Source organism: Micromonospora jinlongensis (assembly GCF_013410645.1).
Lineage (GTDB): Bacteria > Actinomycetota > Actinomycetes > Mycobacteriales > Micromonosporaceae > Micromonospora > Micromonospora zamorensis.
In genome coordinates, this window is sequence record NZ_JACCHK010000001.1 from 3,315,962 (window position 1) to 3,342,460 (window position 26,499).

Genomic DNA, 26,499 nt, shown 5'->3' on the forward strand with positions numbered 1-26,499 from the left:
TAATGTCGCCTTTGATCATCGCAAACTTCCCATGGAGGATCCCGATGCGACTTCCGCGCATCCTTGCGCCCCGCGTCACCGCGAGCGCTCACTGCGACCTGCCGTGCGGTGTCTACGATCCGGCTCAGGCTCGGATCGAGGCCGAATCGGTCAAAATGATCTGCGAGAAGTACCAGGCGAACACCGACCCGGAGTTCCGCACCCGCGCCATCATCATCAAGGAGCAGCGCGCCGAGCTGGTCAAGCACCACCTGTGGGTGCTCTGGACCGACTACTTCAAGGCGCCGCACTTCGAGAAGTACCCGAACCTGCACACCCTGTTCAACGAGGCCACCAAGCTCGCCGGCGCCGGTGGCGTCAAGGGCAGCCTCGACCCGGCCACCGCCGACAAGCTGCTCGGGAAGATCGACGAGATCTCGAAGATCTTCTGGGAGACCAAGAAGGCGTGACCACCCCGGTCATCCCGACGATCCGGCCGGTACGTCCCGAGGACGTACCGGCCGTCGTCGCCATGGTGCACGAGCTGGCGGAGTACGAACGTGCCCCGGAGCAGTGCCACCTGAGCGTCGACCAACTGACCTCGGCCCTGTTCGCGACCGCTCCGGCGCTCTTCGGACACGTCGCGGTGGACGAGCGCGACGAGCCGATCGGCTTCGCGCTGTGGTTCCTCAACTTCTCCACCTGGGCCGGGGTGCACGGCATCTACCTGGAAGATCTCTACGTCCGGCCGCCCGCCCGCGGCACCGGGGCCGGTCGGCTGCTGCTCGCCACCCTGGCCGACATCTGCGTACGACGTGGATACCAGCGACTGGAGTGGTGGATGATCAACTGGAATCCGGCCGCCGGGTTCTACGCCTCGATCGGGGCGGAGCAGATGAGCGAGTGGGTCCCCTACCGGCTCAGCGGCGACGCCCTGAACCAGTTGGCCGGCCAGGCCACCAACGTCGGCACGCGTACCGGCGACTGACCGGGTAGAGTCCCCGACCGGGGGGATGAGGCGTGACTCAACTGACTGGCCAGCCAGCAACCGACGACGACGTGGTGCACCTCACGGTGCCCGCCGACGGCGGTTACCTCGGCGTGCTCCGCACCGCCACCGCCGGTCTGGCGGCCCGGTTGCAGTTCGCGCTCGACGAGATCGAGGATCTACGGATCGCGGTCGACGAGGCGTGCGCCATGCTGCTCGCCATCGCCACCCGCGACGCCGAGCTGGAGTGCCGCTTCGCGGTCACCGAGGACGCGCTGACCGTCGAGGTGACAGTGCCGACCGTGCGGGGCGCCACGCTGCCCGGCGAGTCGTCCTTCGCCTGGAAGGTGCTCACCGCGCTGACCACCTCGGCATCGGCCACGGCCGCCGACGGTCGGGCCACGATCGCGCTGCTCACCCGCCGCTCCGGCAGTTACTGACCGACCCGGCACAGGCCGGCCGAGTCACTTTCCGGCGCACGTCGGCAGGGTCACTCGAAGCCGAGCGCCCGGGTCGTCGGAGGGCTGACCAGCAGCCAGCCCACGCCCAGGCCGAGCACCATCAACGGCACACCCAGCCAGGCCAGCCCGGCCTGGATCATGAACCACCCGATCGGCAGCAGCATGAGCTGGAGCACGATCGCGGGGGCCCGTGCGCCCGCCTGGAGGCGCAGCAGCGCCCGGCCCAACGCCCAGAGCACCACCGCAGCCCCGATCGCGAACACCGTCACCAGCAACGCCGACAGCAGATCGGTGGTGGTGGCCGTGAGGTCGGCCCAGATCAACCACAAGGCGATCAACCCGACGACGGCCGCCTCCGCCCACAGCAGCCGGACCGCCCAGCGGAGCGTGACGGGAAACGGGGCCGAGTCGATGGTCACGCGCGCCACGATACCCGGGCTGTCGGGAGGTACAGTGCCGCCCATGCGGGCCGTCCTGGTGGTCAATCCAAAGGCCACCACCACCAGCGAACGCAGCCGGGACGTGCTTGTCCGGGCGCTGCGCAGCGAAGTAGACCTCAGCGTGCGCTACACCCGCCGACGCGGGCACGCCACGGCGTTGGCCCGGGAGGCCGCTGCGGAGGGGGTCGACCTGGTCGTCACCCTGGGTGGCGACGGCACGGTGAACGAGGTGGTGAACGGCCTGATGACGGCCGACCCGCCGACCGGCGCCGACGACGCCCCGATGGCCCAGCGACTGCCGGCGCTGGCCACCGTTCCCGGCGGCTCCACCAACGTGTTCGCCCGTGCCGTGGGTCTGCCCCGGGAGTGGCCGGAGGCGACCAGCATGATCCTGGAAGGGCTGCGGCTGGGTCGGAGCCGGACGGTCGGGCTGGGCCTGGCGGACGACCGCTACTTCACCTTCTGCGCCGGGTTCGGCCTGGACGCCGCGGTGATCCACCGGGTGGAGAAGGCCCGGCGCAAGGGGCGGGTGTCCACGCCGTCGCTCTACCTGCGCTCGATCATGAACCAGTACTTCTTCGCCTCGGACCGCCGGCATCCCGCGATCACGTTGGAGCGCCCGGGCGAGCAGGCGGAGGCGGAGTTGGCCACCGTCATCATCCAGAACACGGCGCCATGGACGTACCTGGGCGACCGGGAGGTCAACCCGAACCCGTCCGCGTCGTTCGACCTCGGGCTCGATGTGCTGGCACTGCGTCAGCTCCGGGTGGCTAGCACAACACGGACAGTGACGCAGTTCCTGGGTCGGCAGCCGGATCCACGAGGTCGACAGGTGTTACGACTCCATGACACGGCGGAGTTCACCCTGCTCTCCAGTCGTCCGCAGGCGTTCCAGCTGGACGGCGACTATCTCGGCGAGCGGGAGAAAGTCAGATTCACCTCCGTTCCCGCCGCACTGAGAGTAATCTGCTAGGTCTCGGGTACTGCCCTAGGCCGACACGGTGACCGCAGCCACATCGGCCGGTTGCCGCCACACCGAGGGGCAGGTGCCGGAAATGTCAGCAATGTCACGCGGACTGTACTATATTGATCCTCGACTGTGGCACGGCGGGTAACCAGGAAAGCACTGGAACCCGGACAAATGGGTTGTGGGCTTGCTCACCGCCCGGAGTTTTTCCGAGCGTCACCCTTGACATCACGAGCGTTCGTGAAAGTATTCACAAGCGAACTTGAGTTACCGGGACATTGCCTGGATATGCTCGTCAGGTTGAGCTGTTCCAGCAGGTCCCCGGCGATCACCGCCTGCTCACGCACTGCCGAATGGTCGGACGCTAACTGTCACCACCGGCACTGCGGATGCATATAGGAAAAGCACCACTAGCAATTGTTTGCCACCCATCCAGAATGAGGAGTGTTGCCGCCATGGACTGGCGTCACCATGCTGTCTGCCGCGACGAGGACCCGGAGCTGTTCTTCCCGATCGGGACGTCCGGACCGGCTCTCCTGCAGGTCGAGCAGGCCAAGGCCGTCTGCAGGCGCTGCTCCGTGACCGACCAGTGCCTGCAGTGGGCACTCGAGTCTGGTCAGGACGCCGGCGTCTGGGGCGGAATGAGCGAGGAGGAGCGGCGCGCTGTCAAGCGGCGCGGCGGTCTCCGGGTGCTGCGCGCTCACTCCGCCTGATCCCCCAACGACACAGCTGTACGCCCCGGTGGGTTCACCCACCGGGGCGTTCCGCTGTCTGACACAGGATCACCGCGCCGGCACAGGTCACCCGATCGGCGGGACCATCGGCCGGCAGCGCCGGTCGTCGACCCGGCGCAGCACCAGCTCGACCAACTCCGGCGCGTCGGTCAACGGCCCGGCGACCGACACGGCACCGGCCGCCCGGGCCGCCTCGGCCACCGCGTCGTGGAACAGGCCCGGCGCCAGGAAGTACGCGCACACCGCGACCCGACGCGCGCCAGCCGCCCGCAGCCGGGACACCGCCACGCCGGCCGCCGGTGGAGCCGCCGAGGCGTACGCCACCCGGCAGGGCACCCCGAACTCCACAGCGAGCGCGTCCGCGACCTGGCCCACCGAGCGACGCGCCCGCGCGTCCCGGGTGCCCGCAGCGGCCAGCACCAACGCGTCGAAGCGGCCCGGATGCGCCTCACCGAGCCTGCGGCGCAGCCCGCCCAGCAGCCCGGCATCGACAGTGCCGTCCGCCGGACCGAGCACGTCGGTCACCCGTACCGCCAGCGGTGGCCCGGCCTGCGCCGCCGCGGCGATCGCCGCCGGGATGTCCACCCGATGGTGGTACGCGGCGGTCAGCAGCAGCGGCACCAGCACCGCCTGACGATGACCGGCCAGGGCAAGGTCGCGCAGGACGGCGGTCGGCCCCGGCTCGGTGTGGTCCAGCCAGCTCGCCCGGACCGGTGTGCCCGGCCGGGCCGACGACACGGCTCGCGCGAGCGCCCGGGTGGCGTCGGCCGCGCGTGGATCACGACTGCCGTGCGCGACCAGCACCACCGGAGTCACCCCGCCGGCCGCACCAGGGCCGGTCGGGGTCGGCGTTGGCGAGGTCAGACGTGCAGCCCGCACTCGGTCTTCTCGAACATGGCCCACCGGCCGGCCCGCGCGTCCTCGCCGGCCTTCGTGCGGCGGGTGCACGGCCAGCAGCCGATCGACCCGTACCCCTGCTTGAACAGCTCGTTGACCGGCACGTTGAAGCGGGCGATGTAGGCGTCCACGTCCCGCTGCGACCACGCCGCGATCGGGTTGACCTTGACCTTGCCGCGCCGCGCGTCGAAGGTCACCACCGGCGTGTTCGCCCGGGTCGGCGACTCGTCCCGGCGCAGACCCGCGGCCCAGGCGTCGTACCCGGTCAGGGCCCGCTCCAGCGGCTCCACCTTGCGGAGCTGGCAGCAGTCGTCCGGCGACTTGTTGAACAGCCGGGGGCCGTACTGGCCGTCCTGCTGGCCGACGGTGAGTCGGGGCCGGATCGACCGGACGTTCACCGGCAGCGTCCGGGCGACCTCGTCGCGCACCCGGAGCGTCTCGGGAAAGTGCAGGCCGGTGTCGAGGAAGACCACGTCCACGCCCGGGGCCACCCGGGACACCAGGTGGGCCAGCACGGCATCGGCCATCGAGCTGGTGACGCAGAACCGGTCGCCGAAGGTCTGCGCGGCCCAGCCGGCGATCTCCAGCGCCGGGGCACCTTCCAGGTCCCGGGCAGCCTGCTCGGCCAGGACGCGCAGCTCGTCCGGGTCGCGCCGGGCCGGATCGCTCGGCGTCGGGCCACCCGGCCCGACCAGGCGCAGGTTCGCTGCGGAGACGAGGCTCATCGGGTCACCGCCCGGGAGAGCAGCCCGGTGAACTTCACCGAGAACACCCGGGTGCAGGCGCGGCACTCCCAGGCGCCGTGCCCCGCCTCGTTCGGCCGCAGGTCCTCCTCGCCGCAGTACGGGCAGTACAGGGGTGCCGCTCGGTTCTCGCTGCTCACCGCAGTTCCTCCTCGTCGACTCTGATCACCCAGTTGGCGAACGTCTCGCCCTCGCTCCGACCGGCCAGGTAGCGACGGGCCAGCCGTTCCACGTACTCCGGAAGCTCGTCCGCGGTGGTCTTCAGGCCGCGCAGCTTGCGGCCGAAACCGGCGGTCTGACCCTGGGCCATGCCCAGCCCGCCGCCCAGGTGCACCTGGAAGCCCTCCACCTGCCGCCCGTCCGGGCCGACCACCAGTTGACCCTTGAGCCCGATGTCGGCCACCTGGGTCCGTGCGCAGGCGTTCGGGCAGCCGTTGATGTGGATCGAGATGTCCGCGTCGAAGTCGCGCAGCCGCTGCTCCAGCCGGGCCACCAGCTCCTCGCCGCGGGCCTTGGTCTCGACGATGGCGAGCTTGCAGTACTCGATGCCGGTGCACGCCATCGTGCCGCGCCGCCAGGCCGACGGCCGGGCCTCCAGACCGATCCCGCGCAGCGCGTCGACCAGCGACTCCGTCCGCTCCGACGGCACGTCGAGCACCAGCAGCTTCTGGTACGGGGTGAGCCGCACCCGGTCGCTGCCGTGCGCCTCGACGACGTCGGCCAGTTGGGCGAGCTGTGCGCCGGAGACGCGCCCGACCACCGGTGCGGCACCCACGTAGTGCCGCCCGTCGGCCTGCTCGTGCACGCCCACGTGGTCGATCGGCTTCGACGGCAGGGTCGGCGCCGGACCGTCGAGCAACGTGCGACCGAGGTAGTCCTTCTCCAGAACCTCGCGGAAACGCTCCACACCCCAGTCGGCCACCAGGAACTTCAGCCGGGCCCGGTTGCGCAGCCGGCGATAGCCGTAGTCGCGGAAGATCCCGACCACACCGGCCCACACGTCCGGAATCTCGGCCATCGGCACCCAGACGCCGAGCCGCTGGGCGAGCATCGGGTTGGTGGAGAGACCACCGCCGACCCAGACGTCGAAGCCGGGGCCGTGCTCGGGGTGGTCGACACCGAGGAAGGCGATGTCGTTCGACTCGTACGGGGTGTCGACCAGCCAGGAGATCGACGTCTTGAACTTGCGGGGCAGGTTGGAGAACTGCTTGTCGCCGACGTACCGGGCGACGATCTCGTCGACCGCCGGGGTCGGGTCGAGAAGCTCGTCGCGGGCGACCCCGGCGACCGGGCTGCCCAGCACGATGCGCGGGCAGTCGCCGCACGCCTCGGTGGTCTGCAGGCCGACCGACTCCAGCCGACGCCAGATCTCCGGCATGTCCTCGACGCGGATCCAGTGGTACTGGATGTTCTGCCGGTCGGTGATGTCGGCGGTGTCCCGTGCGAACTCCCGGGAGATGTCCGCGATCACCCGCAGCTGGGCCAGGCTGAGCTGGCCGCCGTCGATGCGGACCCGGAGCATGAAGAACTCGTCCTCGAGCTCGTGCGGCTCCAGCACGGCGGTGCGCCCGCCGTCGATGCCCGCCTTGCGCTGGGTGTAGAGGCCCCACCAGCGGAACCGGCCGCGCAGATCCTGCGGGTCGATGGAGGCGAAGCCGCGGTGCGCGTAGATGGTTTCGATCCGGGCCCGGACGTTGAGCGGGTCGTCGTCCTTCTTGATCCGCTCGTTGGGGTTGAGCGGCTCGCGGTGGCCGAGCGCCCATTGACCCTCACCCCGGGGCCGGCGCGGCGCCCGGGCCGGGCGGGTCGTCGGGTCCTCGGATCGGGCCGGGGTGCTGCTGACCGCCATCGCGGCGTCCTCCGTTGTCTGCTGTGCCTCGGGGCACGCGGGGCGCGGCGGCCGACCCGGCGGAAGCGGGCGGGACAACGGTGTCTGAGACAGCCGGCGCGGAGCGCGCCCGAGACGGATTGGTCGGGCGTCGTCAGTAGGCCGGACAGATCGCGCTGCGCACGCGGCCGTAATCGACGTGGCGACGAGCCACGAAGCGGCGGACGACTGCGGCGGTCATGGGGCTCATGCTGCCACACCCCATGGGGGCCGGCCAATGTCCGCGTGCTGGATCCCACATCACGGGCTGAGGGCTGTCCGACCAGACGACGTCATCCCCGCCTGCGGCCGGCTGACACCCACGAACGGCATGCCCGTGGCAGGCTCGGACCGTGGGCGGATTGTCCGAGTCGATCGGAGCGGCGTGGGAGCACCTGCGCCGCCTGCCGGTCTGGCTCGCCCCGGCGCTGCTGACCCTGGCGGTGACGCTGACCGGGCTGGGCTCCGCCCAGCTCTGGCGCGACGAGCTGGCGACCTGGAGCGCGGCCACCCGGTCGCCCGCCGACCTGGCCCGGCTGGCCGGCACCATCGACGCCGCCACCGGGCCGTACTACCTGCTGATGCACGGTTGGACCGAGGTCTTCGGCGACTCCACGATCGCCCTGCGCGCGCCGGCCGTGCTGGCGATGACCGTGGCCGCCGGGTTGCTCGCCGTGCTCGGCGCGCGGCTCGTCGACCGGCGTGCCGGTCTCTTCGCCGGGCTGCTGTTCGCGGTGCTCCCCGGAACCTCCCGCTACGGTCAGGAGGCCCGCCCGTACGCGCTGGCCACCATGCTCGCGGTGCTCGCCACCCTGCTGCTGGTGACCGCTCTGCGCCGGCCGAGCTGGGCCCGGTGGGCCGGCTATGCCGCCGCCGCGGCCGCTCTCGGGCTCATCCACCTGATCGCGCTCACGCTGCTCGCCGCGCACGCGCTGGTCGTCCTGCTCGCCTGGTGGCGCGGCCCCGCCGAGGCCGGCGTCGCCACCCAAAACCGCCCCACCGCCCAGCCGGACCGGCGGGTGTGGCGGTGGGTGGTCGCCGTGGTTCCGGTCGCGCTGCTGGCCGGTCCGTTGCTGCTCAAGGCCCGGACCCAGCAGTCGCGGCAGTTGAACTGGGTCAACCTGGCGCGATTGGACGACCTCACCGCCCTGCCCGGCGGGGTGGCCCAGAGCAGCGTGGTGGGCGGCCTGCTGGTCGGGGTCGCCGCGCTGGGCGCTGCCCGGCTCGGGCGGCGCGCCCTGCTGCCGGTGAGCGCGGTGCTGCTGCCGGTGCTGCTGCTCTTCGCCGCAGGCACTGTCGTACCCCTGTGGGTGCCCCGGTACCTGGTCTTCGTGGTGCCCTTCGCGTGCCTGCTGGCGGGCGCGGCGCTGGCCGCGGTGGCCGCGCCGGCCGCGCTCGTCGTGGTGGTCCTGGCCGGGCTGCTCGGCCTGCCCGACCAGGCCGCGCTGCGGCGGACCCACGAGTGGCCACGCAGCGCACCGGTGGACTACGCGGGCGCGGCGCGGGTGATCGGCGACGGTCAACGGCCGGGCGACGCGGTGGTCTACTCGCCCCGGCACAGCTGGCTCTTCCTCGACCTCGGCATCGAGTACCACCTCGGCGACCCGCCACGCGACGTGCTGGTCACCGAGGACGAGGTCCGCCGGGGCGACCTGTGGGCCGCCGAGTGCCCGCGACCGGCGCAGTGTCTGGCCGGCACGCCCCGGGTGTGGTTGGTTCTCGCCGGCCGGCACGCCGAGCCGCTGGCAGCCGTGCCGGGCGCCAAGGGCGACGCCCTCCGCGCGCAGTTCACCGTCACCCAGGTCTGGCCGCGCCCCGGCCTGACCGTCGCCCTGCTGACCCGCCCCGGCAACTGACCCGGCTGCTGCGTCCGCCGATCGCCGGCCAGCCGCGCGCGAGCACCGACGCCACATGTGCGCGGCGGGGGCGGGCGGCGGGGCAGCTGGCAGGCGGCACGTGGGCAGCGGCAGCTGGCAGGGGCGCGGCGGGCAGCTGGCAGGCGGGCGGCGGCCCACCGGCGGCCCGGCGGCCATCCGCCCTTTAGCCGATATACCTCTGAGTCATAAATATGACTCAGAGGTATATCGCTCAAAACGATAAGACCGTCCAGCCCCTCGTCGTCGAAGCCCGTCAACCGCATGACCGGGACGGACCCGGCGCGGCCCGGACGGCCACGCGCGGACCCGAGCGCGGGCACGCGGACCCAGGGCGGGCACGCGCGGACTCGGCTGATCGCGGCCGGACGGAGGGCGGCTGGCGTCGCCTCTCAGGCTTGCGAACGACCGTCCGGGGCGTTGCGGGCCAGCGGGACGACCAGCACGGCCTCGGTGCCGCCGTTGGCCCCGGCGCGTAGCTCGATGGTGCCGCGCAGCTCACCTGTGACCAGGGCCCGGACGATCTGGAGGCCGAGTCGGCTGGCGCGTTCGGCGTCGAAGTCCGGTGGCAGGCCGCGCCCGTTGTCGGTGACCGATACGTGCAGCATCTTGCGGAACCGGTGGGCCGAGACCACCACCTCGGGTCGCTCGGCCGGGTCGACCTCGGGCACGGCGGCCGGCACCATCCCGGAGGCGGCGGGCACCGAGGGCTCGTCGTCCTCGTCGCTCGGCGGGAAGCCGTGCTCGACGGCGTTGAGCAGCAACTCGTTGAGGACCATCACCAGTGAGGTGGCGATCTCCGCCGGCAGCACGCCGAAGCTGCCTCTCCGTCGCATGCCGACGCTCACCTCGGTCGCCGCGACCTCCGTCGCCGCGCTGGCCACCCGGTCGACGATGCCGTCGAACTCGACCGCCTCGTCGCTGGACATGGAGAGCGTCTCGTGCACCAGGGCGATGGACGCGACCCGGCGGACCGACTCCTCCAGCGCGACCCGTGCCTCCGGCATGGACACCCGGCGGGCCTGCAGCCGCAGGAGCGCGGCGACGGTCTGGAGGTTGTTCTTCACCCGGTGGTGGATCTCCCGGATGGTGGCGTCCTTGGTGATCAGGGCTCGGTCCCGGCGACGGACCTCGGTGATGTCCCGGACCAGCACCAGCGCGCCGATCGGCACCCCGGCGGGCATCAGCGGCAGCGCTCGGGTGAGCATCGTGGCACCGCGGGCGTCGATCTCCCGTCGGGGTGGCGCCTCACCGCGCAGCGCGGCCAGGATGCCGTTCGAGGCCTCGGTGCCGTCCAGCGGGTCACCGGCCAGCCTGCGGTGCAGCGCGGCCAGGTCTTCGCCCACCAGGTGGGAGGCGTAGCCCAGCCGGCGGTACGCGGACTGCGCGTTGGGGCTGGCGTAGGTGACCTTGCCGCCGGCGTCGAGCCGGACCAGGCCGTCGCCGACCCGGGGCGCGGAGGTGGTCTCGCCCGGATGCCGGGGCGGCGGGAAGGTGCCGTCCGCGATCATCTGCGCCAGGTCGTCGGCGGTGGTCAGGTAGTTGAGTTCCAACTGGCTGGGGGTGCGCGCGGTGGAGAGGTTGGTGTCCCGCCCCACCACGGCGATCACCTCACCGGCCTCCCCCTCGGCGGTCCGCAGCCGGACCGGGATCGCCTCGTGCCGGGCCGGCACGTCGCCGTACCAGACCGGGTCGCCCTCCCGCCAGATCCGGCCCTGGGAGTACGCGACGCCCAGGTGGGCCACCTCCGGCCCGCCGACGATGCGCCCCACCTGGTCGTCCTGGTAGGCGGTGGGTGCGGTGGTCGGCCGGACCTGGGCGACGCAGAGGAACGTGCCGTCGGCGTCGACCGGCACCCAGAGCAGCAGGTCGGCGAAGGACAGATCGGAGAGCAGCTGCCAGTCGCCGGCGATCCGGTGCAGGTGGTCGATGTCGGCCGGACGGAGATGGGTGTGCTCCTCGGCGAGGTCGCGCAGCGTGGACACGGTGACCAGGGTGCCACGCCGCGCCTCACATCGTCGCGGTGACCTTCTTCAACCCGCGCGGCGCGTCCGGGTCCTCACCTCGGGTCAGCGCCAGGGCCAGCGCCAACCGCTGCAACGGCAGGATGTCCAGCAGTGGGGCGTACCGCTCGTCGACCTCGGGAACGGCCAGCCGGGTGGCGCCCGGCACCTCGGCGGAGCCGACCACCACGACGTCGGCGCGGCGTTCGCCGAGGCGGGGCAGCACCTCGCCCATCGACCGTCCACCCGGACCGGACCCGACGACCGCGAGCACCGGGACCTCCGGGTCGGTCATCGCGAGCGGGCCGTGCAGCAGGTCGGCGCCGGAGAAGGCGAGTGCCGGCAGGTACGACGTCTCCATCAGCTTCAGCGCGGCCTCCCGGGCGGTCGGGTAGGCGTACCCCCGCCCGGTGGTGACCAGTTGCCGGGCGAAACGGTAGCGGGGCGCGAGCCGGGCCGGGGTGTCGTCGGCCAGGGTGCGGGCGGCCAGCTCGGGCAGCGCGTCGAGCGCCTCCCGCTCGGCCGCCGGGAGCACGCCGTCACCGGCCCGGATCCCCTCCACCAGCATCAGCAGAGCGAGCAGCTCGGCGGTGTACGTCTTGGTGGCGGCGACCGCCCGCTCGTGCCCGGCGGCGATGTCGACGCTCAGCTCGGCCACCTCGGCCAGCGGCGAGTCGGGGGCGTTGGTCACCGCGAGGGTCAGTGCCCCGGAGGCGCGGGCGGCGCGCAGCACCTCGGCGAGGTCGGGCGAACCGCCGCTCTGGCTGACCCCGACGACCAGCGCGTCGGACAGGTCGGGGCGGGCCCCGAACAGGGTGACCGCGCTGGGCGAGGCGAGCCCGGCGGGCAGGCCGAGACGGATCTCGGTGAGGTACGCCCCGTAGAGGGCCGCGTGGTCCGAGGTGCCCCGGGCGGTGAAGACGACGTGCCGCGGGCGGCGTTCGGCGATGATCGCCGCCACCCGGGCGATCTCGGCGGCGTTGGCGGTCGAGAGCAGGCGGGCGTAGCCAGCCGGCTGCTCGTCGATGTCGGCGGCCATGCCGGCCCCTGCACGTGTCACGAAAACCCCTCCCCTGCGCGGTTGCCGCGCGATTCTTGCTCAGTCTTGCACTTTTAACCGTATCTCAGCAATCGAACGAGCAGTACTGCGCAGGTGATCACCAGTTGATCTCAATATCAACTACGCTGGGAGCGCTGCATCCGCCTGGCCGAGCGACGAGAGGACGACGTGCCCGAGGGAACGGACGATCCCGCACTCTCCGCGACGGAGGAGCTGGCGCTCGCCCGGCTGGCACTCGACGAGGGCGACCTGCACCACGCGGCGGGGCACCTCGCCGGCGCGCTGGCGCGAGCACCCACCCTGCCGGAGGTGCACGAGACGCTGGCCCGACTCGCCGCGGCGAGCGGCGGCGGTCTCGACCTCTTCCCGATCAACCACCACACCTTCGTGGGGGCGGTCGTCGCCCGCGCCCACCTGCTCGCCACCGCCGGCCGCCCCGCCGAAGGGCTGGAGCTGCTGGCCGCGGCGACCGCGTACTCGCCCGGCACCCAGTGGGCCCGCGTCCCCTGGGTCACCGCGCCCGAGCTGGTCGAACGGCTGACCCCGGACCACATCGCCCGCGTCCTCATGCAGGTCTGCGCGGCGCTGTCCGACCCGGTGCCCCGGGTCGGCCGGGGCGCCCTGACGCCGTACCTCACGCTGGCCCGCAACGCGGTCACCGTGCACCCCGAGCACGGTCTGCTGCTGGGCGCGGCGTCCGCGCTGGCCCGGCGTCTCGGGGAAGTCACCCTCGCCGTCCGCTGGGCCACCCGTGGCGTACGCGCACAACCCTCGAAGATGGGCGAGGTCTGGCTCGGGTACGCGTACCGCAGCGCGGGCCGGACCCGCGAAGGCCTCGCGGCCCTCGGCCGGGCCGTCGAGCTGGACCCCGACGACCTGGCGATCTACGCGGACATCGCCGGCACCCTGGCCGACATCGGCCGCCTCGACGAGGCACTGGAGTGGACCGAGCGGGCGCTCGCGCGCGACCCGTCGTTCGACTGCGCCGTGCACACCGCACACCGCCTGCGGCACCTGCGCGACGGCGACCTGGCCCACCTGGTCGCGCTCGCCGACTTCGTCCGCGACCACCCCGACGACAGCCACGAGCACGGCGACCTGGCCCAGTGCTGCCGCGCGCGGCCCTGGCTCGGCCAACTGACCCCGGCCGGTGGTCCGCTGGTCGACGCGATGCGCCAGGCGGTGGCCGACGACGACAACGGTCTCGGCAGCGCCGTACGCCTGCCCGCCGCCGCCCCGCCGAGCGCCGTCCGGACGGCGACGTCCACCGCGCCCGGGCTGCGGATCGAGGTCGTCGGGGGCGCGCCGGAGCCCGACCCGCGCGAGCCCCGGCGGGCGTCCGCCCAACGGTTGTGGCGCTACGCGGACGACGTGCCCACGCCCGCGCTGCCGGCACCCTCGGCGACGGCGGTCGAACGGATCGGGCAGGTCGCACACCCGGCGTGGCCGCACCCACCGGCGGCGTACGACGCGGCGGTCGGCCTGGCCGGCCTCGGCGTGACGGACCTTCTCGGCCTGCTGGTGCACCCGCCGGCCGCACCGGCCAACGCGGTGGGTCGACTGCTGGCCGCCCACGACCCGTCGGTCTGGGTCCGTGGTGTGCAGGTGTGGGCCTGCCTGGGGCTGCTGCACCATCGCACCGACGAGCCGTGGGAGGGCTCGACCCGCCGCCGCGTGCTGCTCGACCTGATCTGGGGTGTCGAGGACTGGGTCACCGAGGCGGCACTGTTTGCCCTGGTCACCGCGGCCTGGGTGGATCCCTCGGTGCGGTCGGACGTGGCGCGGGTGGTGGCGGAGCGGCTCGCCGACGCGGCCGCCGTGGCACGGACCCGACCGGTCCCGATCGCCGCTTCACTGGCCCACCTGGCACTGGCCGCCCCGGATCTGGACCCCGCCACCGCGGCACTGGCCGGCGAACTGCTCGGCCCGCTCTCCCCCCAGGTCCCCCGCCCCCGCAACCCGCTACGCCGCCTCTGGCAACGACTGCGCGGCGCACGCACCCGCTAGCCGCACGGTCGCGGGAAAAGGCGCGCGCCGCGCCGGCCCGGACGGGACGACGCGGCGCGCGGTGAGGATGTCGGGTCAGGCGACCGGGGCCGCCTTGCCGAGAGCGACCTCGGCCTCCTCCTCCGGAGTGGCCTGCGGCGGCGCCTCGTTGGCGGTCCGCAGCGGGATCTCCTTGATGAACCAGGCGAGCACCGGGATCACGATGGTGAACAACACCGCCCAGAGAAAGACGTGCGAGATCGCGTCGGAGAGGCCGCCGAGCACCATGTCGCGGGCCTGGGCGGGCAGGTCCTTGAGCTTCTCCAGGTCCATGCCCGCGCCGCCGGACTCGCCGCCGAAGGCCCGGCCGCCCTCGGAGCTGGCCAGCCGGTTGGCGAAGATCGCGCCGAACAGCGAGATGCCGAACGAGCCGCCGATCGACCGGAAGAAGGTCGCCGCGCCACTGGCCGCGCCAAGGTCCTTCTGCTCCACGCTGTTCTGCGCGATCAGCATGGACGTCTGCATGAGGAAGCCCATGCCGACACCGAGCACGACCATGTACAGCGAGGACATCAGCTTGCTGGTGTCGGTGTCGAGCATGGACAGCAGCGCCATGCCCGCGGTCATCACGACACCACCGATGATCGGGTACGCCCGGTACCTGCCGTTGCGGGTGATCGCCCGCCCGATGACCAGCGAGACCACCAGCATGCCGAACATCAGGGGCAGCAGCAGCAGACCGCTGTTGGTCGCCGACGCCCCCTGCACGGTCTGCTGGTAGAGCGGCAGGAAGTTCATCGCCCCGAACATCGCGAAGCCGAGCAGGAAACCGATCACCGAGATCAACGCGAAGTTGCGGTTGGCGAAGAGCGCCAACGGCAGGATCGGCTCCTGGACGCGGCGTTCCACCAGGCCGAACGCCACCAACGCGAGCACGGCCAGGACGGCCAGGCCGAAGATCTGCGGCGACGTCCAGTCGTACTCGTTGCCGCCCCAGGTGGTGATGAGCACGATCGCGGTGATGCCGACCGAGAGCAGACCCGCGCCGAGCCAGTCGATCCGGTGCTCGGTGCGGTACTTCGGCAGGTGCATGGTGGTCATCAGCACGAGCAGCGCGATCCCGCCCAGCGGCAGGTTCACGTAGAACGCCCAGCGCCAGGACAGGTGATCGGTGATGAAGCCGCCGGCCAGCGGACCGGCGACCATGGCGATGGCCATGATGCCGGCGATCATGCCCTGGTAGCGGCCACGCTCGCGCGGCGGGACCAGGTCACCGATGATCGCCATGACGCCGACCATGAGGCCACCGGCACCGAGGCCCTGCACGGCCCGGAAGGCGATCAGCTGGACCATGCCGTCCTGCGGGCCGCCGAGCATGCCGGAGCCGGCCATGCCGCAGAGTGCGGAGCCGACGAGGAAGACGACCACCGAGGTCAGGAAGACCGACTTGCGGCCGTAGAGGTCACCGAGCTTGCCCCAGATCGGGGTGGAGACGGTGGTGCCCAGGACGTACGCGGTAACCACCCAGGTGAAGTGGTTGAGCCCGCCGAATTCGCCGACGATCCGCGGTAACGCGGTGCTGACGATCATGTTGTCGAGCATCGCGAGCATCATCGCGATCATCAGCCCGAACAGCACGACCCTGATGTTGTTGGGTCGCACGCCGGCCTGGGTTGCCTGAGTCATGGGTAAGCTCCCCCCGAAGATTGCCACACTTACTTGCCGCCCGGCTAGTCACCTTACTAGCCGCACGGTAAGTTGGGTACAAGCAACGGTCAAGCCAATTGGGGGGCATGCGTGAGGGAGAGCACAGGCGGGACGCGGGATCGGATCAAGGCCGTCGCGCTCGAGCTCTTCACCGAGCAGGGGTACGAGAAGACCTCGCTCCGGGAGATCGCCGAGCGTCTCAACGTCACCAAGGCTGCGCTCTACTACCACTTCAAGAGCAAGGACGACATCGTCGCCAGCTTCGTCGAGGACCGGCTGGAGCAGATGGACGCCCTCAACGCCTGGGCCGCGACGCAGCCGGCCACCCTGGCCACCCGGCGCGAGCTGATCACCCGCTACGCCGACACGATGTTCGGCGGCGACCAGCCGTCCGTGATGCGCTTCTTCGAGCAGAACCAGACAGTGCTCAAGAGCCTCGCCTCCGGCCAGCAGATGCGCGGCCGGATGATGCAGCTCGCCAGCGCCCTCTGCCGGGGCGACGACTCCCCCGCCGCCCAACTGCGCGCCGCACTGTCACTGTTCGCCGTGCACACGAGTTGGTTCGCCGTCCGGGCACCGGGCATCACCAACGAGGAGCGTCGCCGGCTCGCGCTGGAGGTGGCCGACGAGCTGCTCGGCGCTATCGGCGCGGGTGCCTCAGCGGAGCCCGACGAGAGTGCGGCGGCCGCCACCTCGGGGAGCCCGCGCGGCTGATCGATCGGCGGCTCAGCCGCGGGTGAGGGCCAGTCGCAGGCCGAGCAGGTCCACACCCGCCGCCGGCGCCCAGTCCTTCTCCGGTGCGCGGACGAAGCCGAGCCGCGAGTAGAGCCGGTGCGCCGAATCGGCCATCCCGGCCCGGACGCAGATCACCAGCGCCGTGCAGCCCAGCTCGACAGCACGCGCGACGCACGCCTGCGCCAACGCCGCACCGACGCCCCGACCCTGGGCGCCCGGGTCGACCGCCAGCATCCGGAACTCCGCCTCGCCCGGCCCGGACAGCTCGGCGAACGGCGTGCCCGGCAGAACGAAGGTCACCGAGCCGAGCACCGCGTCGGTCACCTCGTCGACCGCGACCAGCACCTCACCGCTGGCGGCCCGGCTCGACACGTCGGCCAGCACCTCGCCGTACCCGTGTTCGCCCTTGAGCTGACCGTCCGCCTCGTACGCGGCCACCGTCAGCCGGGCCACCGCCGGGAAGTCGGCCGGCTGGGCAGGACGAACCCGCAAGCCGGTCAAGCGATCACCGCGATGAGGTCACCGTCCTGCACGACGTCACCCTCGTGCACGGCGAGCTGCTGGATCACACCATCGGACTCGGCGATGACCGGGATCTCCATCTTCATCGACTCGAGGATCACCAGGGTGTCGCCCTCGGCCACCGTGTCACCTGCCGTGGCGACGACCTTCCAGACGTTCGCCACCATCTCGGCGCGGATCTCCTCGGCCATGTCCGGGCCCTCCCTCATCGCGATGTGTCTGCCGTCGTATCCAATCATGCGTCGCCCGGTGGCGGTCGCGCAGCGGCACGGCCGGGATGGCACGCCCGCCCTGGGGAAGGCGGCGGGTGTCGACCGCACTACCATCAGCGGGTCGGACCCGACGCCGGACCGCCGGTGGGTGCACTGGCGCCGAGGTCGTGCGCAGGACGGATCCGACCCATCACGAGGAGGTCAGCATGGCGAAGAAGTCCCGGAAGAAGAAGGCTCGTAAGAAGAGCGCCGCCAACCACGGCAAGCGTCCCAACTCCTGAACGCGTCGACGGGCCCACGGCCCGTCACCGCTCAGCCCGACCCGGCGGACGCCGGGTACACCGGTGGCCCGGGTCGACATCGACCCGGGCCACCGGTCTTGAAGCTGTGCCACGCCGACGCTCAGTCAGCCAACTCTCGGGATTCCGTGGTCTCGAAGACCACCAGCTCGGTGAGCTTGACCCGCAGCCGCTCGCGCAGCTCGTCCGGCGCGGTCTCGTTGCCGCAGCAACGAGCAACCAACGCCCGCACCTCCTGCTCCAGCCCGTACTCGCGCAGGCAGGGCCCACACTCGTCCAGGTGGTGCCGGATCAGCGAGCGCCGCTCGTCGGCGCACTCCAGATCCAGGTAGAGGTAGACCTCCGCGAGCACCTCGCGGCAATCCGTCTCGTGCGGCTCCCCACAGCTCACGTCACACCTCCCGGCCGGCAGCGGCGTTCGAGCCCTTCGCCGAGCGGGCCGCACTGAAGCCCCGCTCCCCGGCGTAGCGCTCGAGCAGCTTGCGCAGATTACGACGGCCCCGGTGCAGACGCGACATCACGGTGCCGATCGGCGTGCCCATGATGTCCGCGACCTCCTTGTACGAGAAGCCCTCGACATCGGTCAGGTAGACGGCCAAACGGAACTCCTCCGGCAACTGCTGGAGGGCCTCCTTGACGTCGCTGTCCGGCAACCGGTCCAGTGCCTCCGTCTCGGCGGAGCGCAGCCCACTGGAGGTGTGTGACTCGGCCTCGGCGAGCTGCCAGTCGGTGATCTCCTCGGTGGGCGCCTGGATCGGCTGGCGCTGCCGCTTGCGGTAGGAGTTGATGTAGGTGTTGGTCAGGATCCGGTAGAGCCAGGCCTTCAGGTTCGTGCCCTGCTCGAACTGGTGGAAGGCGGCGTACGCCTTCAGGTAGGTCTCCTGAACCAGGTCCTCGGCATCCGCCGGGTTGCGCGTCATCCGCAGCCCAGCAGCGTAGAGCTGATCGACGAATGGCATCGCGTCCCGCTCGAATCGGGCCCTGCGCTCGTCCGTCTTCTCGGTGGTCAACCGCACATCCCCTCGCGTCGGATGCTTTCCCGCCGAGGATACGCGCACGGACCTGCCCGCAGATTCACTTCCGGCTGGTGTGCCCGTGCTCACCACACCCGCCCCGCCCGGCCCCGCCGTCGCCGGCCACTCCGGGCTATCCAGCAGCCGCTTCAGCTGCCGGGCGTCCCGTTCGTCCCGTTCCAGGCTCCGTGTCTCGGTCGGCACCGGTCACCCCCCTCGCAGAAAAGTCGTCCAGGGTTGGTAACGCGAGATGACCACTGGGGCATTCCGCCCGGCCCTCCCCGTTCCTGGTCCCGGCCCCGACGGCGGCCGGCGCTGGGACCAGGAAGGGCCTGGGAGGACTGGTGCCGTCGGTCCGGATCGGGCCGGTGCCACCATCGGATGCAACGACCCTCGCCCGGCACCGGAAACGGTCGGCCGGGCGAGCCGGGTCAGTCGGCGGTCCAGCCCCGGGCCCGCAGCCAGTCCCGGACCACGGCCGCGGTGCCAACCGGGTCCCGCCGGAGGGCGTGCGTCTCCCCGGGACGGCTCACCACCTGCACGGCCGGCGACGGCTCCGGCGTCCCGAACGGGTCCCGGTCGCCGTTGACGACCAGCGTCGGCAGGCCGGTGTCCAGTTCGCCGGCCCGCGAGCGCTCCGGCCGCCCGGGCGGGTGCAGCGGAAAGGCCAACGCGACCACACCGACCGCCCCCACCGCGCCCGCCGTCCGACAGGCGACCCGCGCGCCGCTGGAACGACCGCCGACCAGCACCGTCGGCACGTCGGAGTGCCTGTCACGCAGCACGGCGAGCACCGCCGTCCACGCCTCGTCGAGATGACCCGCCGGTGCCGGGGCACGTCGACCCGCGACCCGGTACGGCTGGGTCACCCGGACCACCGCCAGGCCGGCCGCGACCGACGCGTCGCGTACCGCTAGCAGGTCGGGCGCGTCGATGCTGCCGCCCGCTCCGTGCCCGAGCACGAGCAGAGCGGTGGCAGGGCGGTCCGGCAGGTCTGTGGTGATCCCCGCCGGACCGCGCGGAGTGTCGATCTCGTCGCTGGCTGGCACCGACCCATTCTGCGCCGCCTGGCAGACGACGCGTGACGGACCGGGCCGTTGGTCAGCTCAGCGGCACCAGGGTGAGCAGCCGGTCCCGTACCGGCGGGCCGGGATCGTCGACGGCGTCCGGGTCCGGCTCGACCTCGCCACGCCAGGCGACCAGCATCGCCCGCCGCTCGCGGGGCGTTGTGGCACCCCACACACCGTGGCAGTCACCGACGTCGAGGGCCCAGGCCAGACAGGACCCCTGCACGTCGCAGCCGCGGCACAGTGCGACAGCGGCGTCCGCCGGCTCGTTCGGTGCCGGAAAGAATGTCTCCGGATCGACGCTCTGACAGGTGCCTCTGGTGCGCCATGCGTCGTCCTGTTGCCGTTCCCGCACCGCTCGCAGCAGTCGCGGATCTCGCCGCGCCGCAGCCACCTCGTGCGGGCGGGGCATACGCGCTCGTGTCAATCCACCCACCTCCCCCGTGGGACCGGCAAGATCGGTGGACGTCGTCCGCCCCGTGCGAATCGACAGCCACTACCGGCGCTGTGTTCTATCGCACTTCGCAACATCGGGACAAGGGTCTGCCGGGAACATGACTGAACAGCCAGGAGACGAATCGCGCGCAACCCTGTCAAATCGGTGCCTGACGATGCGCGGCAGCGTCAGAACAGGGTCAGCTCCTGCGGAGTCGCCGTCGGCGGCACCGACACCCGGGCGATCAGCTGCGGCCCGTCGTTGCGAACGTCGCCCACCGCCGCCCCCACCGGTCGGATCTCCAACCCCGCCAGCCACTCCGCCGACGCCGGAACGAGCAACCGCTCCGGCTCGTCGGTCGGTGACAGCCATGACGACCAACGCTCGGGCGGCAGCAGCACCGGCATCCGGTCGTGCACCTCGGCCAGGTCGCCGAGCGCCGCGGTGGTCAGCACGCTGAAGGTGAGCCGGGAGTCGGCACCGGACTCCCAGACCGACCAGATGCCGGCCAGCGCGAGAACCGAGCCGTCGGTGGGGGTCATGTAGTAGGCCTGCCGCCCGCCGTCGGGCCGACGGACCCACTCGTACCAGCCGTCGGCCGGGACCAGGCAGCGGCGGCGAGCGAACGACCCGGCGTACGCCCGGCTGGTGGCCACCGTCTCCGCCCGCGCGTTGATCATGCGGGCGGCCCCGGCGGCGGAACGGGACCAGTGCGGCAACAGACCCCAGCGACCGACACAGAGACGGCGATGCCCCTCCGGGCTCACCCGGACCAGGGGCACCCGGTCGGTCGGCGCGACGTTGTGGTCCGGACGGACCGCGCCCTCGGTGTCGTCGGACGACTCGAACAGCGCGCTGAGCTCGCCGGAGCTCCGGGTCGTCGCGTACCTGCCGCACATGGGGCACACGCTAACGCGTCGGAGGCCCCGTCGGCTGTCCCGCCAACCGGGAGTACGACCGCCGGGCCACACCGTCCACCAGCCGGCACGGCAGAATGTAACCGTGGGGAACCTGACAGCGACCCGGCCGCCGCAGCCGTGGACCGCACCGACCGCGTCCGACCCGGTGGCGGCGACGCTGCGCCTGCCCGGTTCCAAGTCGATGACCGCGCGCGCCCTGGTGCTCAGCGCGCTGGCCGCCGGCCCGTCGACGCTGGCCGGGCCGCTCCGCGCCCGCGACACCGAGTTGATGGCTGCCGGCCTGCGCGCGATGGGCGCGCACGTGTCGATCAGCGACGACGAGCAGTGGCTGGTCCGGCCGCACCCGCTGGTCGGCCCCGCGCACGTGGACGTGGGCCTGGCCGGCACCGTGATGCGGTTCGTGCCACCGGTGGCCGGGCTGGCCGACGGGCAGGTCACCTTCGACGGCGATCCCTACGTCCGCACCCGACCGCTCGGTCCGCTGATCGAGGCACTGCGGTCGCTGGGTGTCCGCATCGACGTCACCGGCTCGGGCAGCCTCCCACTGACCGTGCTCGGCACCGGCCGGGTCACCGGCGGTGAGGTGGTGATCGACGCGTCCGCCTCCAGCCAGCTCGTCTCCGGGTTGCTGCTGGCCGCCCCGCGCTTCGACCGGGGCGTCGTCGTGCGGCACGTCGGCCCGCCGGTGCCGTCCGCGCCGCATCTCCGGATGACGGTGCAGATGCTGCGGGCGGCCGGCGCGGCCGTCGACGACAGCACGCCCGACGTCTGGACCGTCGAGCCCGGTCCCCTCACCGGGCGGGGCTGGGAGATCGAGCCGGACCTCTCCGGAGCGGTGCCGTTCTTCGCCGCGGCCCTGGTCACCGGCGGCGAGGTGACCCTGCAGGGCTGGCCGCGCAGCAGCTCGCAGCCGGTCGAGCAGCTCCGCTCGCTGCTCCAGCGGATGGGCGGCGAGGTCACCCTCTCCACCAGCGGGCTGACCGTCCGGGGCACCGGCGTGGTGCACGGCCTGACCGCCGACCTCTCCGACGTCAGCGAGCTGACCCCGGCGCTGACCGCGCTGGCCATGCTGGCCGACTCGCCGTCCGTCTTCACCGGCGTCGGGCACATCCGTGGCCACGAGACCGACCGGCTGACCGCACTCGCGCGCGAGTTCACCGCACTCGGGGCGGACGTCACCGAGTCACCGGACGGGCTGGAGATCCGGCCCCGGCCACTGCGCGGCGGGGTGTTCCGCACCTACCACGACCACCGGATGGCGCACGCCGCAGCGGTGACCGGTCTCGCCGTGCCCGGCATCGAGGTCGACGACGTGGGGTGTACCTCCAAGACCATGCCCGAGTTCCCGGCACTATGGTCAGCGATGGTGACCGGCAAGAGCTGACGCGAGAAGAGGACAGGTCCTGGCGACCAGACGGCGCGAGTACGACGAGGACGACGTACGGGTACGGCCCGGAAAGTCGTCGCGCCCGCGTACGCGCACCCGACCCCAGCACTCCGACGCCGTGGACGGCTTCGTCATCGCCGTCGACCGGGGGCGCTACACCTGCGTGCTGTCCGGAGCCGAACGCGGCGTGGTCGGGGCCGAGCTGCCCACGGTCACCGCGATGCGGGCCCGCGAGCTGGGCCGCAAGTCGGTGGTGGTCGGTGACCGGGTCAGCCTGGTCGGGGACACGTCCGGCGCGGAGGGCGCCCTGGCCCGCATCGTCCGGATCGCCGAGCGACGCTCGGTGCTGCGCCGCACCGCCGACGACGACGAAACCACCGCCGAGGGCCGGCTGGAACGGGTGGTGGTGGCCAACGCCGACCAGTTGGTGATCGTCAGCGCGCTGGCCGACCCACCTCCGCGCACCGGGTTCATCGACCGCTGCCTGGTGGCCGCGTACGACGCGGACGTCGAGCCGCTGCTCTGCCTCACCAAGGCCGACCTGGCCGGGCCGGAGGAGGTGCTGGGCTACTACACCGAGCTGGAGTTGCCGTACGTGCTCAACCGCCCCGACTCCGACCTGTCCGCGCTGCGCGCGCTGCTGAGCGGCAAGGTGTCGGTGCTGGTCGGGCACTCCGGGGTGGGAAAGTCGACGTTGGTCAACCGCCTCGTTCCGGACGCGCTGCGCGCGGTCGGTGTGGTCAGCGCGATCGGCCGTGGCCGGCACACCTCCACCAGCGCGGTGGCGCTGCGGCTGCCACCGGTGCCCGGCGTCGACACCGACCCCGGCTGGATCATCGACACCCCCGGCATTCGCAGCTTCGGCTTGGCCCACGTCTCAGCCGACAGCCTGCTGCACGGCTTCCCGGATCTGGTCGAGGGCACCGTCGACTGCCCGCCCAACTGCCAGCACACGACCGACGAGGCCGCCTGTGGGCTGGATGCCTGGGTGGCCGCCGGCAAGGCCGATCCGCGCCGGTTGGCGTCGTACCGCCGGTTGCTCGCCTCCCGCGCCGGCGAGGGTGACTCGCGCGGCGAGAGCGACCAGCGCGGGCCCGGCGAGGGTGACCGGCGCGGCCCCGACGAGTGAGTCGACGGGCGTCGGCTAGGTTGCCGGGATGACCGGGTACGCCGACGACCTCGCCCTCGCCCACCTGCTCGCCGACCGGGCCGACGCCATCTCCACGGCCCGGTTCCGCGCGCTCGACCTGCGGGTCGAGGCGAAGCCCGACCTGACCCCGGTCTCCGACGCGGACACCGCCGTGGAGCGGGAGATCCGTGCCCTGCTGGCCGGGCACCGGCCGGTGGACGGGCTGCTCGGCGAGGAGTACGGCGCCGGGCCGTCCACCGACCCGGACGGCCGCCGGTGGATCATCGACCCGATCGACGGCACCAAGAACTTCGTCCGGGGCGTGCCGGTCTGGGCCACCCTGATCGCGCTCTACGACGGCGACCGGCCGGCGGTCGGCGTGGTGTCCGCCCCGGCGCTGGGGCGGCGCTGGTGGGCCAGCGCGGGCGCGGGCGCGTACGCCGGTCGCGGCCCCGCCGCCGGCGAGCGGATCGGGGTGTCCGCGGTGCGGGAGATCGCGGACGCCAGCTTCTGCTACTCGTCGCTCGACGGTTGGGAGCGCGCCGGTCGGCTCGACGCGATGCTCGACCTGATGCGGGCCACCTGGCGCAGTCGGGCGTACGGCGACTTCTACGGCTACATGCTGCTGGCCGAGGGCGCACTGGACGTGATGGTCGAGCCGGAGCTGTCCCTGTGGGACGTGGCGGCGCTGGTCCCGATCATCACCGAGGCGGGTGGCACGGTCACGGATCTGTTCGGTCAACCGGCCCCGGCCGGCGCGCCGGGCACCGACAGCAGTGTGGTGGCCACCAACGGTGTGCTGCACCGCGACATCCTCACCAGGCTCGATCGCCCAGCCGAGCGCTGACCCCCGGCAACCTCTATCCTCGCCAGGTGGTCTCCTCCGGCTGGTGTTTTCTCGCGACGATGATCGTCGCGTACGGCTTCGCCAACCTTCTCCAGTCGGTGGCCGCGGCCCGCACCACGGTTCACCACACCTTCGATCCGGGCCTGCTGCTGCGCCTCGCCGGGCACCGGACGTACCTGATCGGTCTGGGCTGCCAGATCGGCGGTTTCGTGTTCGCCTTCCTGGCCCGACGGGACCTCCCGCTGTTCCTCGTGCAGGCCAGCGTGGCGGCCGGGCTCGGGGTGACCGCCATCCTCGGTGTGCTGGTGCTGAAGTGGCGACTACCGGCGGCGGAGGTGGTGCTGCTGGCCCTGCTCTTCGCCGGGATCACCGCCCTGGTGCTGTCCGCCCGCCCGGCGCCGTCGAAGCAGCTCGGCACCGCCGGCTCGATCGCCCTGCTGGTGGCGCTCGGCATCATCGCGGTGCTCGGGGTCTTCGCCGTCCGGCTGCACGGTGCGCCCGGTTCGGTGGCCCTCGGCTCGCTGGCCGGGTTGGCGTTCAGCTCGGCCGCGGTCGCGGCCCGGCCACTGGCATCCGCGTCGTCCGCCGAGGCGTTCCTCGCCCACCCGTTGTTCTACCTGCTGATCGCCCACTCGATCGTCGGTCAGCTGCTGCTCGGCCTGGCCATGCAGCGCGGCTCGACGACCGCCGCGGTCGCCGCGATGGACGCCGCCGGTGCGGTGCCGGCCGCGATCGTCGGCCTGCTGCTGCTCAACGACAAGATCTGGCCGGGCCGGGAGTGGCTGGCGGCCGTCGGCTTCCTGGTCACCCTGGCCGCGGTGATCGGGCTGACCCGGTACGCGCAGCCGCAGCAGCAGCGCCCGGTGACGCGACGCAGTGACCGGGCCATGGTCGCGGCGACCCGTCCCGGCTGACCGACCGGGCCGCCCGACCTGCCGCTCAGGCCTCCACCGGCTTGCGGCGGCTCACCACCCGCTCGTAGAGGCGCTCCAGTGCGCCGGCGGTCCGCTCCCAGGTGTAGCTGCTGCGGACCCGGTCCACCGCGGCGTGCCCGTACGCGAACCGCCCGGCGTTGTCGGCGAGCAACCGACGTATCGAGACCGCGAGTGCCCGCACGTCGCCGGGGGGCACGAGCTTGCCGGTGACCTCGTCGACGACCGCGTCGGCCAGGCCACCCATCGCGTAGCCGATCACCGGCACGCCGCAGGCCATCGCCTCCAGCGAGACCCGACCGGCCGAGGAGTAGTGCGGGGTGCAGGCGACCACGTCCGCCGACCGGTACCAGGTGGCCATCTGGTCGTGCGGCACCGCGCCGACGAGCCGCACCTGGTCGACGACGCCGGCCTGCTCCGCCAGCTCGCGCAGCCGTCGCGCCTCGGCGTGGTTGGCCAGTTGGTCGGCCGGTGGCCCGCCAGCGATCACCAGCTCGGCGTTGCCGACCAGCCGCATCGCCCGGATCAGGTCCTCCTGGCCGTGCCCCGCGGAGAGCGAGCCGACCGAGAGGATGCGGGACCGCTGCTCGCGTGGTGCCGCCTCGCCGTCGGGATGGAACTGCTCGATGTCCACCCCCGGGGGCACCAGGGCCACCGAGCTGCGTTGCAGACCCATCCGGGTCAGCTCGTCGACCTCGTCGTTCGACTGGGCCACCGCGATGTCCACCGCGCGGGTCAGCGCGCGTTCCAGCGTGATCCGCTCCCCCGGCCCGTCGTAGCGGCCGCCCAGGTGGCGCAACTGCTCGATGCCGAGTGAGTGGAACGTCTGCACCACCGGGATGTCGGTCTCGCGAACGGCGTGCGCGGCGGCCAGACCACCGATCCAGTAGTGCCCGTGCACCACCTCGGGTCGCCAGGCGCCGGCCCACTCGTCGGCCAACCAGCGGCCGAACTCCGTCACGTACGGGATCAGCTCGGCGGTGGGCAGTGGGGTGGGCGGGCCAACCGGCACCCGGTACACCTGGTAACCGTCGACGTCGACCATCGCCGGCAGGCCGGGATCGTCCCGGCGGTCGTAGAGCCGTACGTCGTGGCCTCGTTCGGCCAACTCGGCGGCAACCCGCGCAATGTGCTGTCGGGTGCCGACCGGTGGGCCGTCGGCGTGGCGGTACGAACTGGCGTGCGCGCAGACGAGGCCGACGCGCATGGGTCACCTCCCTGCGATCTTTCCTCGGCGGTGGTCCTCCCGGTCAGAGCGTCCCATTAACCCCCGGGCGCGGAGTCGAAACCTGGC

29 protein-coding genes are annotated in these 26,499 nt (G+C 72.3%); 13 read left to right on the plus strand and 16 right to left on the minus strand.

Going from position 1 to position 26,499, the window contains the following annotated elements; genetic code table 11:
* The first annotated feature begins 44 nt into the window (after positions 1–44).
* From sodN to HNR22_RS14465, 3 genes are read left to right on the plus strand one after another with little or no spacing between them, the layout of a single operon-like run.
* The gene (gene sodN, locus HNR22_RS14455; RefSeq protein ID WP_099848348.1) at positions 45–449 is read left to right on the plus strand and encodes a superoxide dismutase, Ni; all 405 of its coding nucleotides are present in this window, start codon (positions 45–47) and stop codon (positions 447–449) included.
* Positions 446–967 (plus strand): GNAT family N-acetyltransferase, encoded by a 522-nt coding sequence (locus HNR22_RS14460; protein ID WP_179780827.1) that lies wholly within the window; start codon positions 446–448, stop codon positions 965–967. Before sodN ends, HNR22_RS14460 begins: the two co-directional genes overlap by 4 nt.
* Positions 968–999: 32 nt before the next feature.
* On the plus strand, positions 1,000–1,407 hold the full coding sequence (locus HNR22_RS14465) for an ATP-binding protein (RefSeq protein WP_179780828.1): 408 nt from the start codon (positions 1,000–1,002) through the stop codon (positions 1,405–1,407).
* A 50-nt stretch (positions 1,408–1,457) separates the two neighbouring features.
* Here the strand turns inward: HNR22_RS14465 and HNR22_RS14470 are convergent, their stop codons facing one another.
* Positions 1,458–1,847, minus strand: coding sequence for a hypothetical protein (locus HNR22_RS14470; protein WP_179780829.1), 390 nt, complete (start codon positions 1,845–1,847; stop codon positions 1,458–1,460).
* Positions 1,848–1,890: 43 nt separating this feature from the next.
* Here HNR22_RS14470 and HNR22_RS14475 point away from each other — a divergent pair, with 43 nt between their 5' ends.
* Together HNR22_RS14475 and HNR22_RS14480 are read left to right on the plus strand one after the other, a co-directional pair.
* Positions 1,891–2,841 carry a diacylglycerol/lipid kinase family protein gene (locus HNR22_RS14475; protein ID WP_179780830.1) on the plus strand — a complete coding sequence of 317 codons (951 nt, stop codon included), beginning with the start codon at positions 1,891–1,893 and terminating at the stop codon, positions 2,839–2,841.
* Between the two features lie 449 nt (positions 2,842–3,290).
* Positions 3,291–3,548, plus strand: a complete 258-nt coding sequence (locus HNR22_RS14480; RefSeq protein WP_007072794.1) for a WhiB family transcriptional regulator — start codon at positions 3,291–3,293, stop codon at positions 3,546–3,548.
* An 87-nt stretch (positions 3,549–3,635) separates the two neighbouring features.
* Here the strand turns inward: HNR22_RS14480 and HNR22_RS14485 are convergent, their stop codons facing one another.
* Genes HNR22_RS14485 through HNR22_RS14500 form a run of 4 tightly spaced genes read right to left on the minus strand, consistent with a single transcriptional unit; the run spans position 3,636 to position 7,058 of the window.
* Positions 3,636–4,448 (minus strand): sirohydrochlorin chelatase, encoded by an 813-nt coding sequence (locus tag HNR22_RS14485; protein WP_425488056.1) that lies wholly within the window; start codon positions 4,446–4,448, stop codon positions 3,636–3,638.
* Positions 4,430–5,191: a phosphoadenylyl-sulfate reductase gene (locus HNR22_RS14490; protein ID WP_179780831.1), complete on the minus strand. Its 762-nt coding sequence runs from the start codon at positions 5,189–5,191 to the stop codon at positions 4,430–4,432. The genes HNR22_RS14485 and HNR22_RS14490 overlap by 19 nt, the downstream gene beginning before the upstream one ends.
* A complete protein-coding gene (locus HNR22_RS14495; RefSeq protein WP_179780832.1) occupies positions 5,188–5,349 on the minus strand; it encodes a hypothetical protein in 162 nt (53 codons plus the stop codon). Before HNR22_RS14495 ends, HNR22_RS14490 begins: the two co-directional genes overlap by 4 nt.
* On the minus strand, positions 5,346–7,058 hold the full coding sequence (locus tag HNR22_RS14500; protein ID WP_179780833.1) for a nitrite/sulfite reductase: 1,713 nt from the start codon (positions 7,056–7,058) through the stop codon (positions 5,346–5,348). Before HNR22_RS14500 ends, HNR22_RS14495 begins: the two co-directional genes overlap by 4 nt.
* Positions 7,059–7,471: 413 nt before the next feature.
* Here HNR22_RS14500 and HNR22_RS14505 point away from each other — a divergent pair, with 413 nt between their 5' ends.
* Positions 7,472–8,932 carry a glycosyltransferase family 39 protein gene (locus HNR22_RS14505; protein WP_179783556.1) on the plus strand — a complete coding sequence of 487 codons (1,461 nt, stop codon included), beginning with the start codon at positions 7,472–7,474 and terminating at the stop codon, positions 8,930–8,932.
* Positions 8,933–9,342: 410 nt separating this feature from the next.
* Here the strand turns inward: HNR22_RS14505 and HNR22_RS14510 are convergent, their stop codons facing one another.
* Positions 9,343–10,935, minus strand: coding sequence for a histidine kinase N-terminal domain-containing protein (locus tag HNR22_RS14510; RefSeq protein WP_179780834.1), 1,593 nt, complete (start codon positions 10,933–10,935; stop codon positions 9,343–9,345).
* A gap of 25 nt (positions 10,936–10,960) precedes the next feature.
* On the minus strand, positions 10,961–11,992 hold the full coding sequence (locus HNR22_RS14515) for an SIS domain-containing protein (RefSeq protein ID WP_179783557.1): 1,032 nt from the start codon (positions 11,990–11,992) through the stop codon (positions 10,961–10,963).
* A gap of 189 nt (positions 11,993–12,181) precedes the next feature.
* On the opposite strand from HNR22_RS14515, the gene HNR22_RS14520 reads away from it, so the two are divergent.
* Positions 12,182–14,020 carry a tetratricopeptide repeat protein gene (locus tag HNR22_RS14520; protein ID WP_179780835.1) on the plus strand — a complete coding sequence of 613 codons (1,839 nt, stop codon included), beginning with the start codon at positions 12,182–12,184 and terminating at the stop codon, positions 14,018–14,020.
* 75 nt (positions 14,021–14,095) lie between these two features.
* Here HNR22_RS14520 and HNR22_RS14525 read toward each other — a convergent pair whose 3' ends face one another.
* Positions 14,096–15,685, minus strand: coding sequence for an MDR family MFS transporter (locus tag HNR22_RS14525; RefSeq protein WP_179780836.1), 1,590 nt, complete (start codon positions 15,683–15,685; stop codon positions 14,096–14,098).
* Positions 15,686–15,796: 111 nt separating this feature from the next.
* On the opposite strand from HNR22_RS14525, the gene HNR22_RS14530 reads away from it, so the two are divergent.
* Positions 15,797–16,420, plus strand: a complete 624-nt coding sequence (locus HNR22_RS14530) for a TetR family transcriptional regulator (RefSeq protein WP_179780837.1) — start codon at positions 15,797–15,799, stop codon at positions 16,418–16,420.
* 12 nt (positions 16,421–16,432) lie between these two features.
* Here HNR22_RS14530 and HNR22_RS14535 read toward each other — a convergent pair whose 3' ends face one another.
* Both HNR22_RS14535 and HNR22_RS14540 read right to left on the minus strand, forming a co-directional pair.
* Positions 16,433–16,942, minus strand: coding sequence for a GNAT family N-acetyltransferase (locus HNR22_RS14535; protein WP_179780838.1), 510 nt, complete (start codon positions 16,940–16,942; stop codon positions 16,433–16,435).
* Positions 16,939–17,154: a biotin/lipoyl-binding carrier protein gene (locus HNR22_RS14540; protein ID WP_179783558.1), complete on the minus strand. Its 216-nt coding sequence runs from the start codon at positions 17,152–17,154 to the stop codon at positions 16,939–16,941. The genes HNR22_RS14535 and HNR22_RS14540 overlap by 4 nt, the downstream gene beginning before the upstream one ends.
* Before the next feature lie 227 nt (positions 17,155–17,381).
* On the opposite strand from HNR22_RS14540, the gene HNR22_RS32020 reads away from it, so the two are divergent.
* Entirely contained in the window at positions 17,382–17,456 is a 75-nt protein-coding gene (locus tag HNR22_RS32020; RefSeq protein WP_369814844.1) for a 50S ribosomal protein bL37, read from the plus strand.
* Positions 17,457–17,577: 121 nt separating this feature from the next.
* Here the strand turns inward: HNR22_RS32020 and rsrA are convergent, their stop codons facing one another.
* The 5 genes from rsrA to HNR22_RS14565 all read right to left on the minus strand — a co-directional run bounded on the left by rsrA (position 17,578) and on the right by HNR22_RS14565 (position 20,889).
* Positions 17,578–17,865: a mycothiol system anti-sigma-R factor gene (gene rsrA / locus HNR22_RS14545; RefSeq protein ID WP_088950022.1), complete on the minus strand. Its 288-nt coding sequence runs from the start codon at positions 17,863–17,865 to the stop codon at positions 17,578–17,580.
* A gap of 1 nt (position 17,866) precedes the next feature.
* Complete coding sequence (locus tag HNR22_RS14550; protein ID WP_179780839.1) at positions 17,867–18,691, minus strand: sigma-70 family RNA polymerase sigma factor; 825 nt, start codon at positions 18,689–18,691, stop codon at positions 17,867–17,869.
* A 227-nt stretch (positions 18,692–18,918) separates the two neighbouring features.
* Complete coding sequence (locus tag HNR22_RS14555) at positions 18,919–19,536, minus strand: alpha/beta family hydrolase (protein WP_179780840.1); 618 nt, start codon at positions 19,534–19,536, stop codon at positions 18,919–18,921.
* 52 nt (positions 19,537–19,588) lie between these two features.
* Positions 19,589–19,981: a WhiB family transcriptional regulator gene (locus HNR22_RS14560; protein ID WP_088951995.1), complete on the minus strand. Its 393-nt coding sequence runs from the start codon at positions 19,979–19,981 to the stop codon at positions 19,589–19,591.
* A 197-nt stretch (positions 19,982–20,178) separates the two neighbouring features.
* A complete protein-coding gene (locus HNR22_RS14565; RefSeq protein WP_179780841.1) occupies positions 20,179–20,889 on the minus strand; it encodes an SOS response-associated peptidase in 711 nt (236 codons plus the stop codon).
* A gap of 103 nt (positions 20,890–20,992) precedes the next feature.
* Between HNR22_RS14565 and aroA the strand changes: the two genes are divergently transcribed.
* The 4 genes from aroA (at position 20,993) to HNR22_RS14585 (ending at position 25,187) form a co-directional block, all read left to right on the plus strand.
* Positions 20,993–22,294, plus strand: coding sequence for a 3-phosphoshikimate 1-carboxyvinyltransferase (gene aroA / locus HNR22_RS14570; RefSeq protein WP_179780842.1), 1,302 nt, complete (start codon positions 20,993–20,995; stop codon positions 22,292–22,294).
* Between the two features lie 121 nt (positions 22,295–22,415).
* Positions 22,416–23,426 (plus strand): ribosome small subunit-dependent GTPase A, encoded by a 1,011-nt coding sequence (gene rsgA, locus HNR22_RS14575; RefSeq protein WP_099848374.1) that lies wholly within the window; start codon positions 22,416–22,418, stop codon positions 23,424–23,426.
* A gap of 28 nt (positions 23,427–23,454) precedes the next feature.
* Positions 23,455–24,273: a histidinol-phosphatase gene (gene hisN, locus HNR22_RS14580; protein WP_179780843.1), complete on the plus strand. Its 819-nt coding sequence runs from the start codon at positions 23,455–23,457 to the stop codon at positions 24,271–24,273.
* A 59-nt stretch (positions 24,274–24,332) separates the two neighbouring features.
* A complete protein-coding gene (locus HNR22_RS14585) occupies positions 24,333–25,187 on the plus strand; it encodes a hypothetical protein (RefSeq protein WP_425488103.1) in 855 nt (284 codons plus the stop codon).
* Positions 25,188–25,212: 25 nt separating this feature from the next.
* Here HNR22_RS14585 and HNR22_RS14590 read toward each other — a convergent pair whose 3' ends face one another.
* On the minus strand, positions 25,213–26,412 hold the full coding sequence (locus HNR22_RS14590; RefSeq protein ID WP_179780844.1) for a glycosyltransferase: 1,200 nt from the start codon (positions 26,410–26,412) through the stop codon (positions 25,213–25,215).
* Between the last annotated feature and the right edge of the window lie 87 nt (positions 26,413–26,499).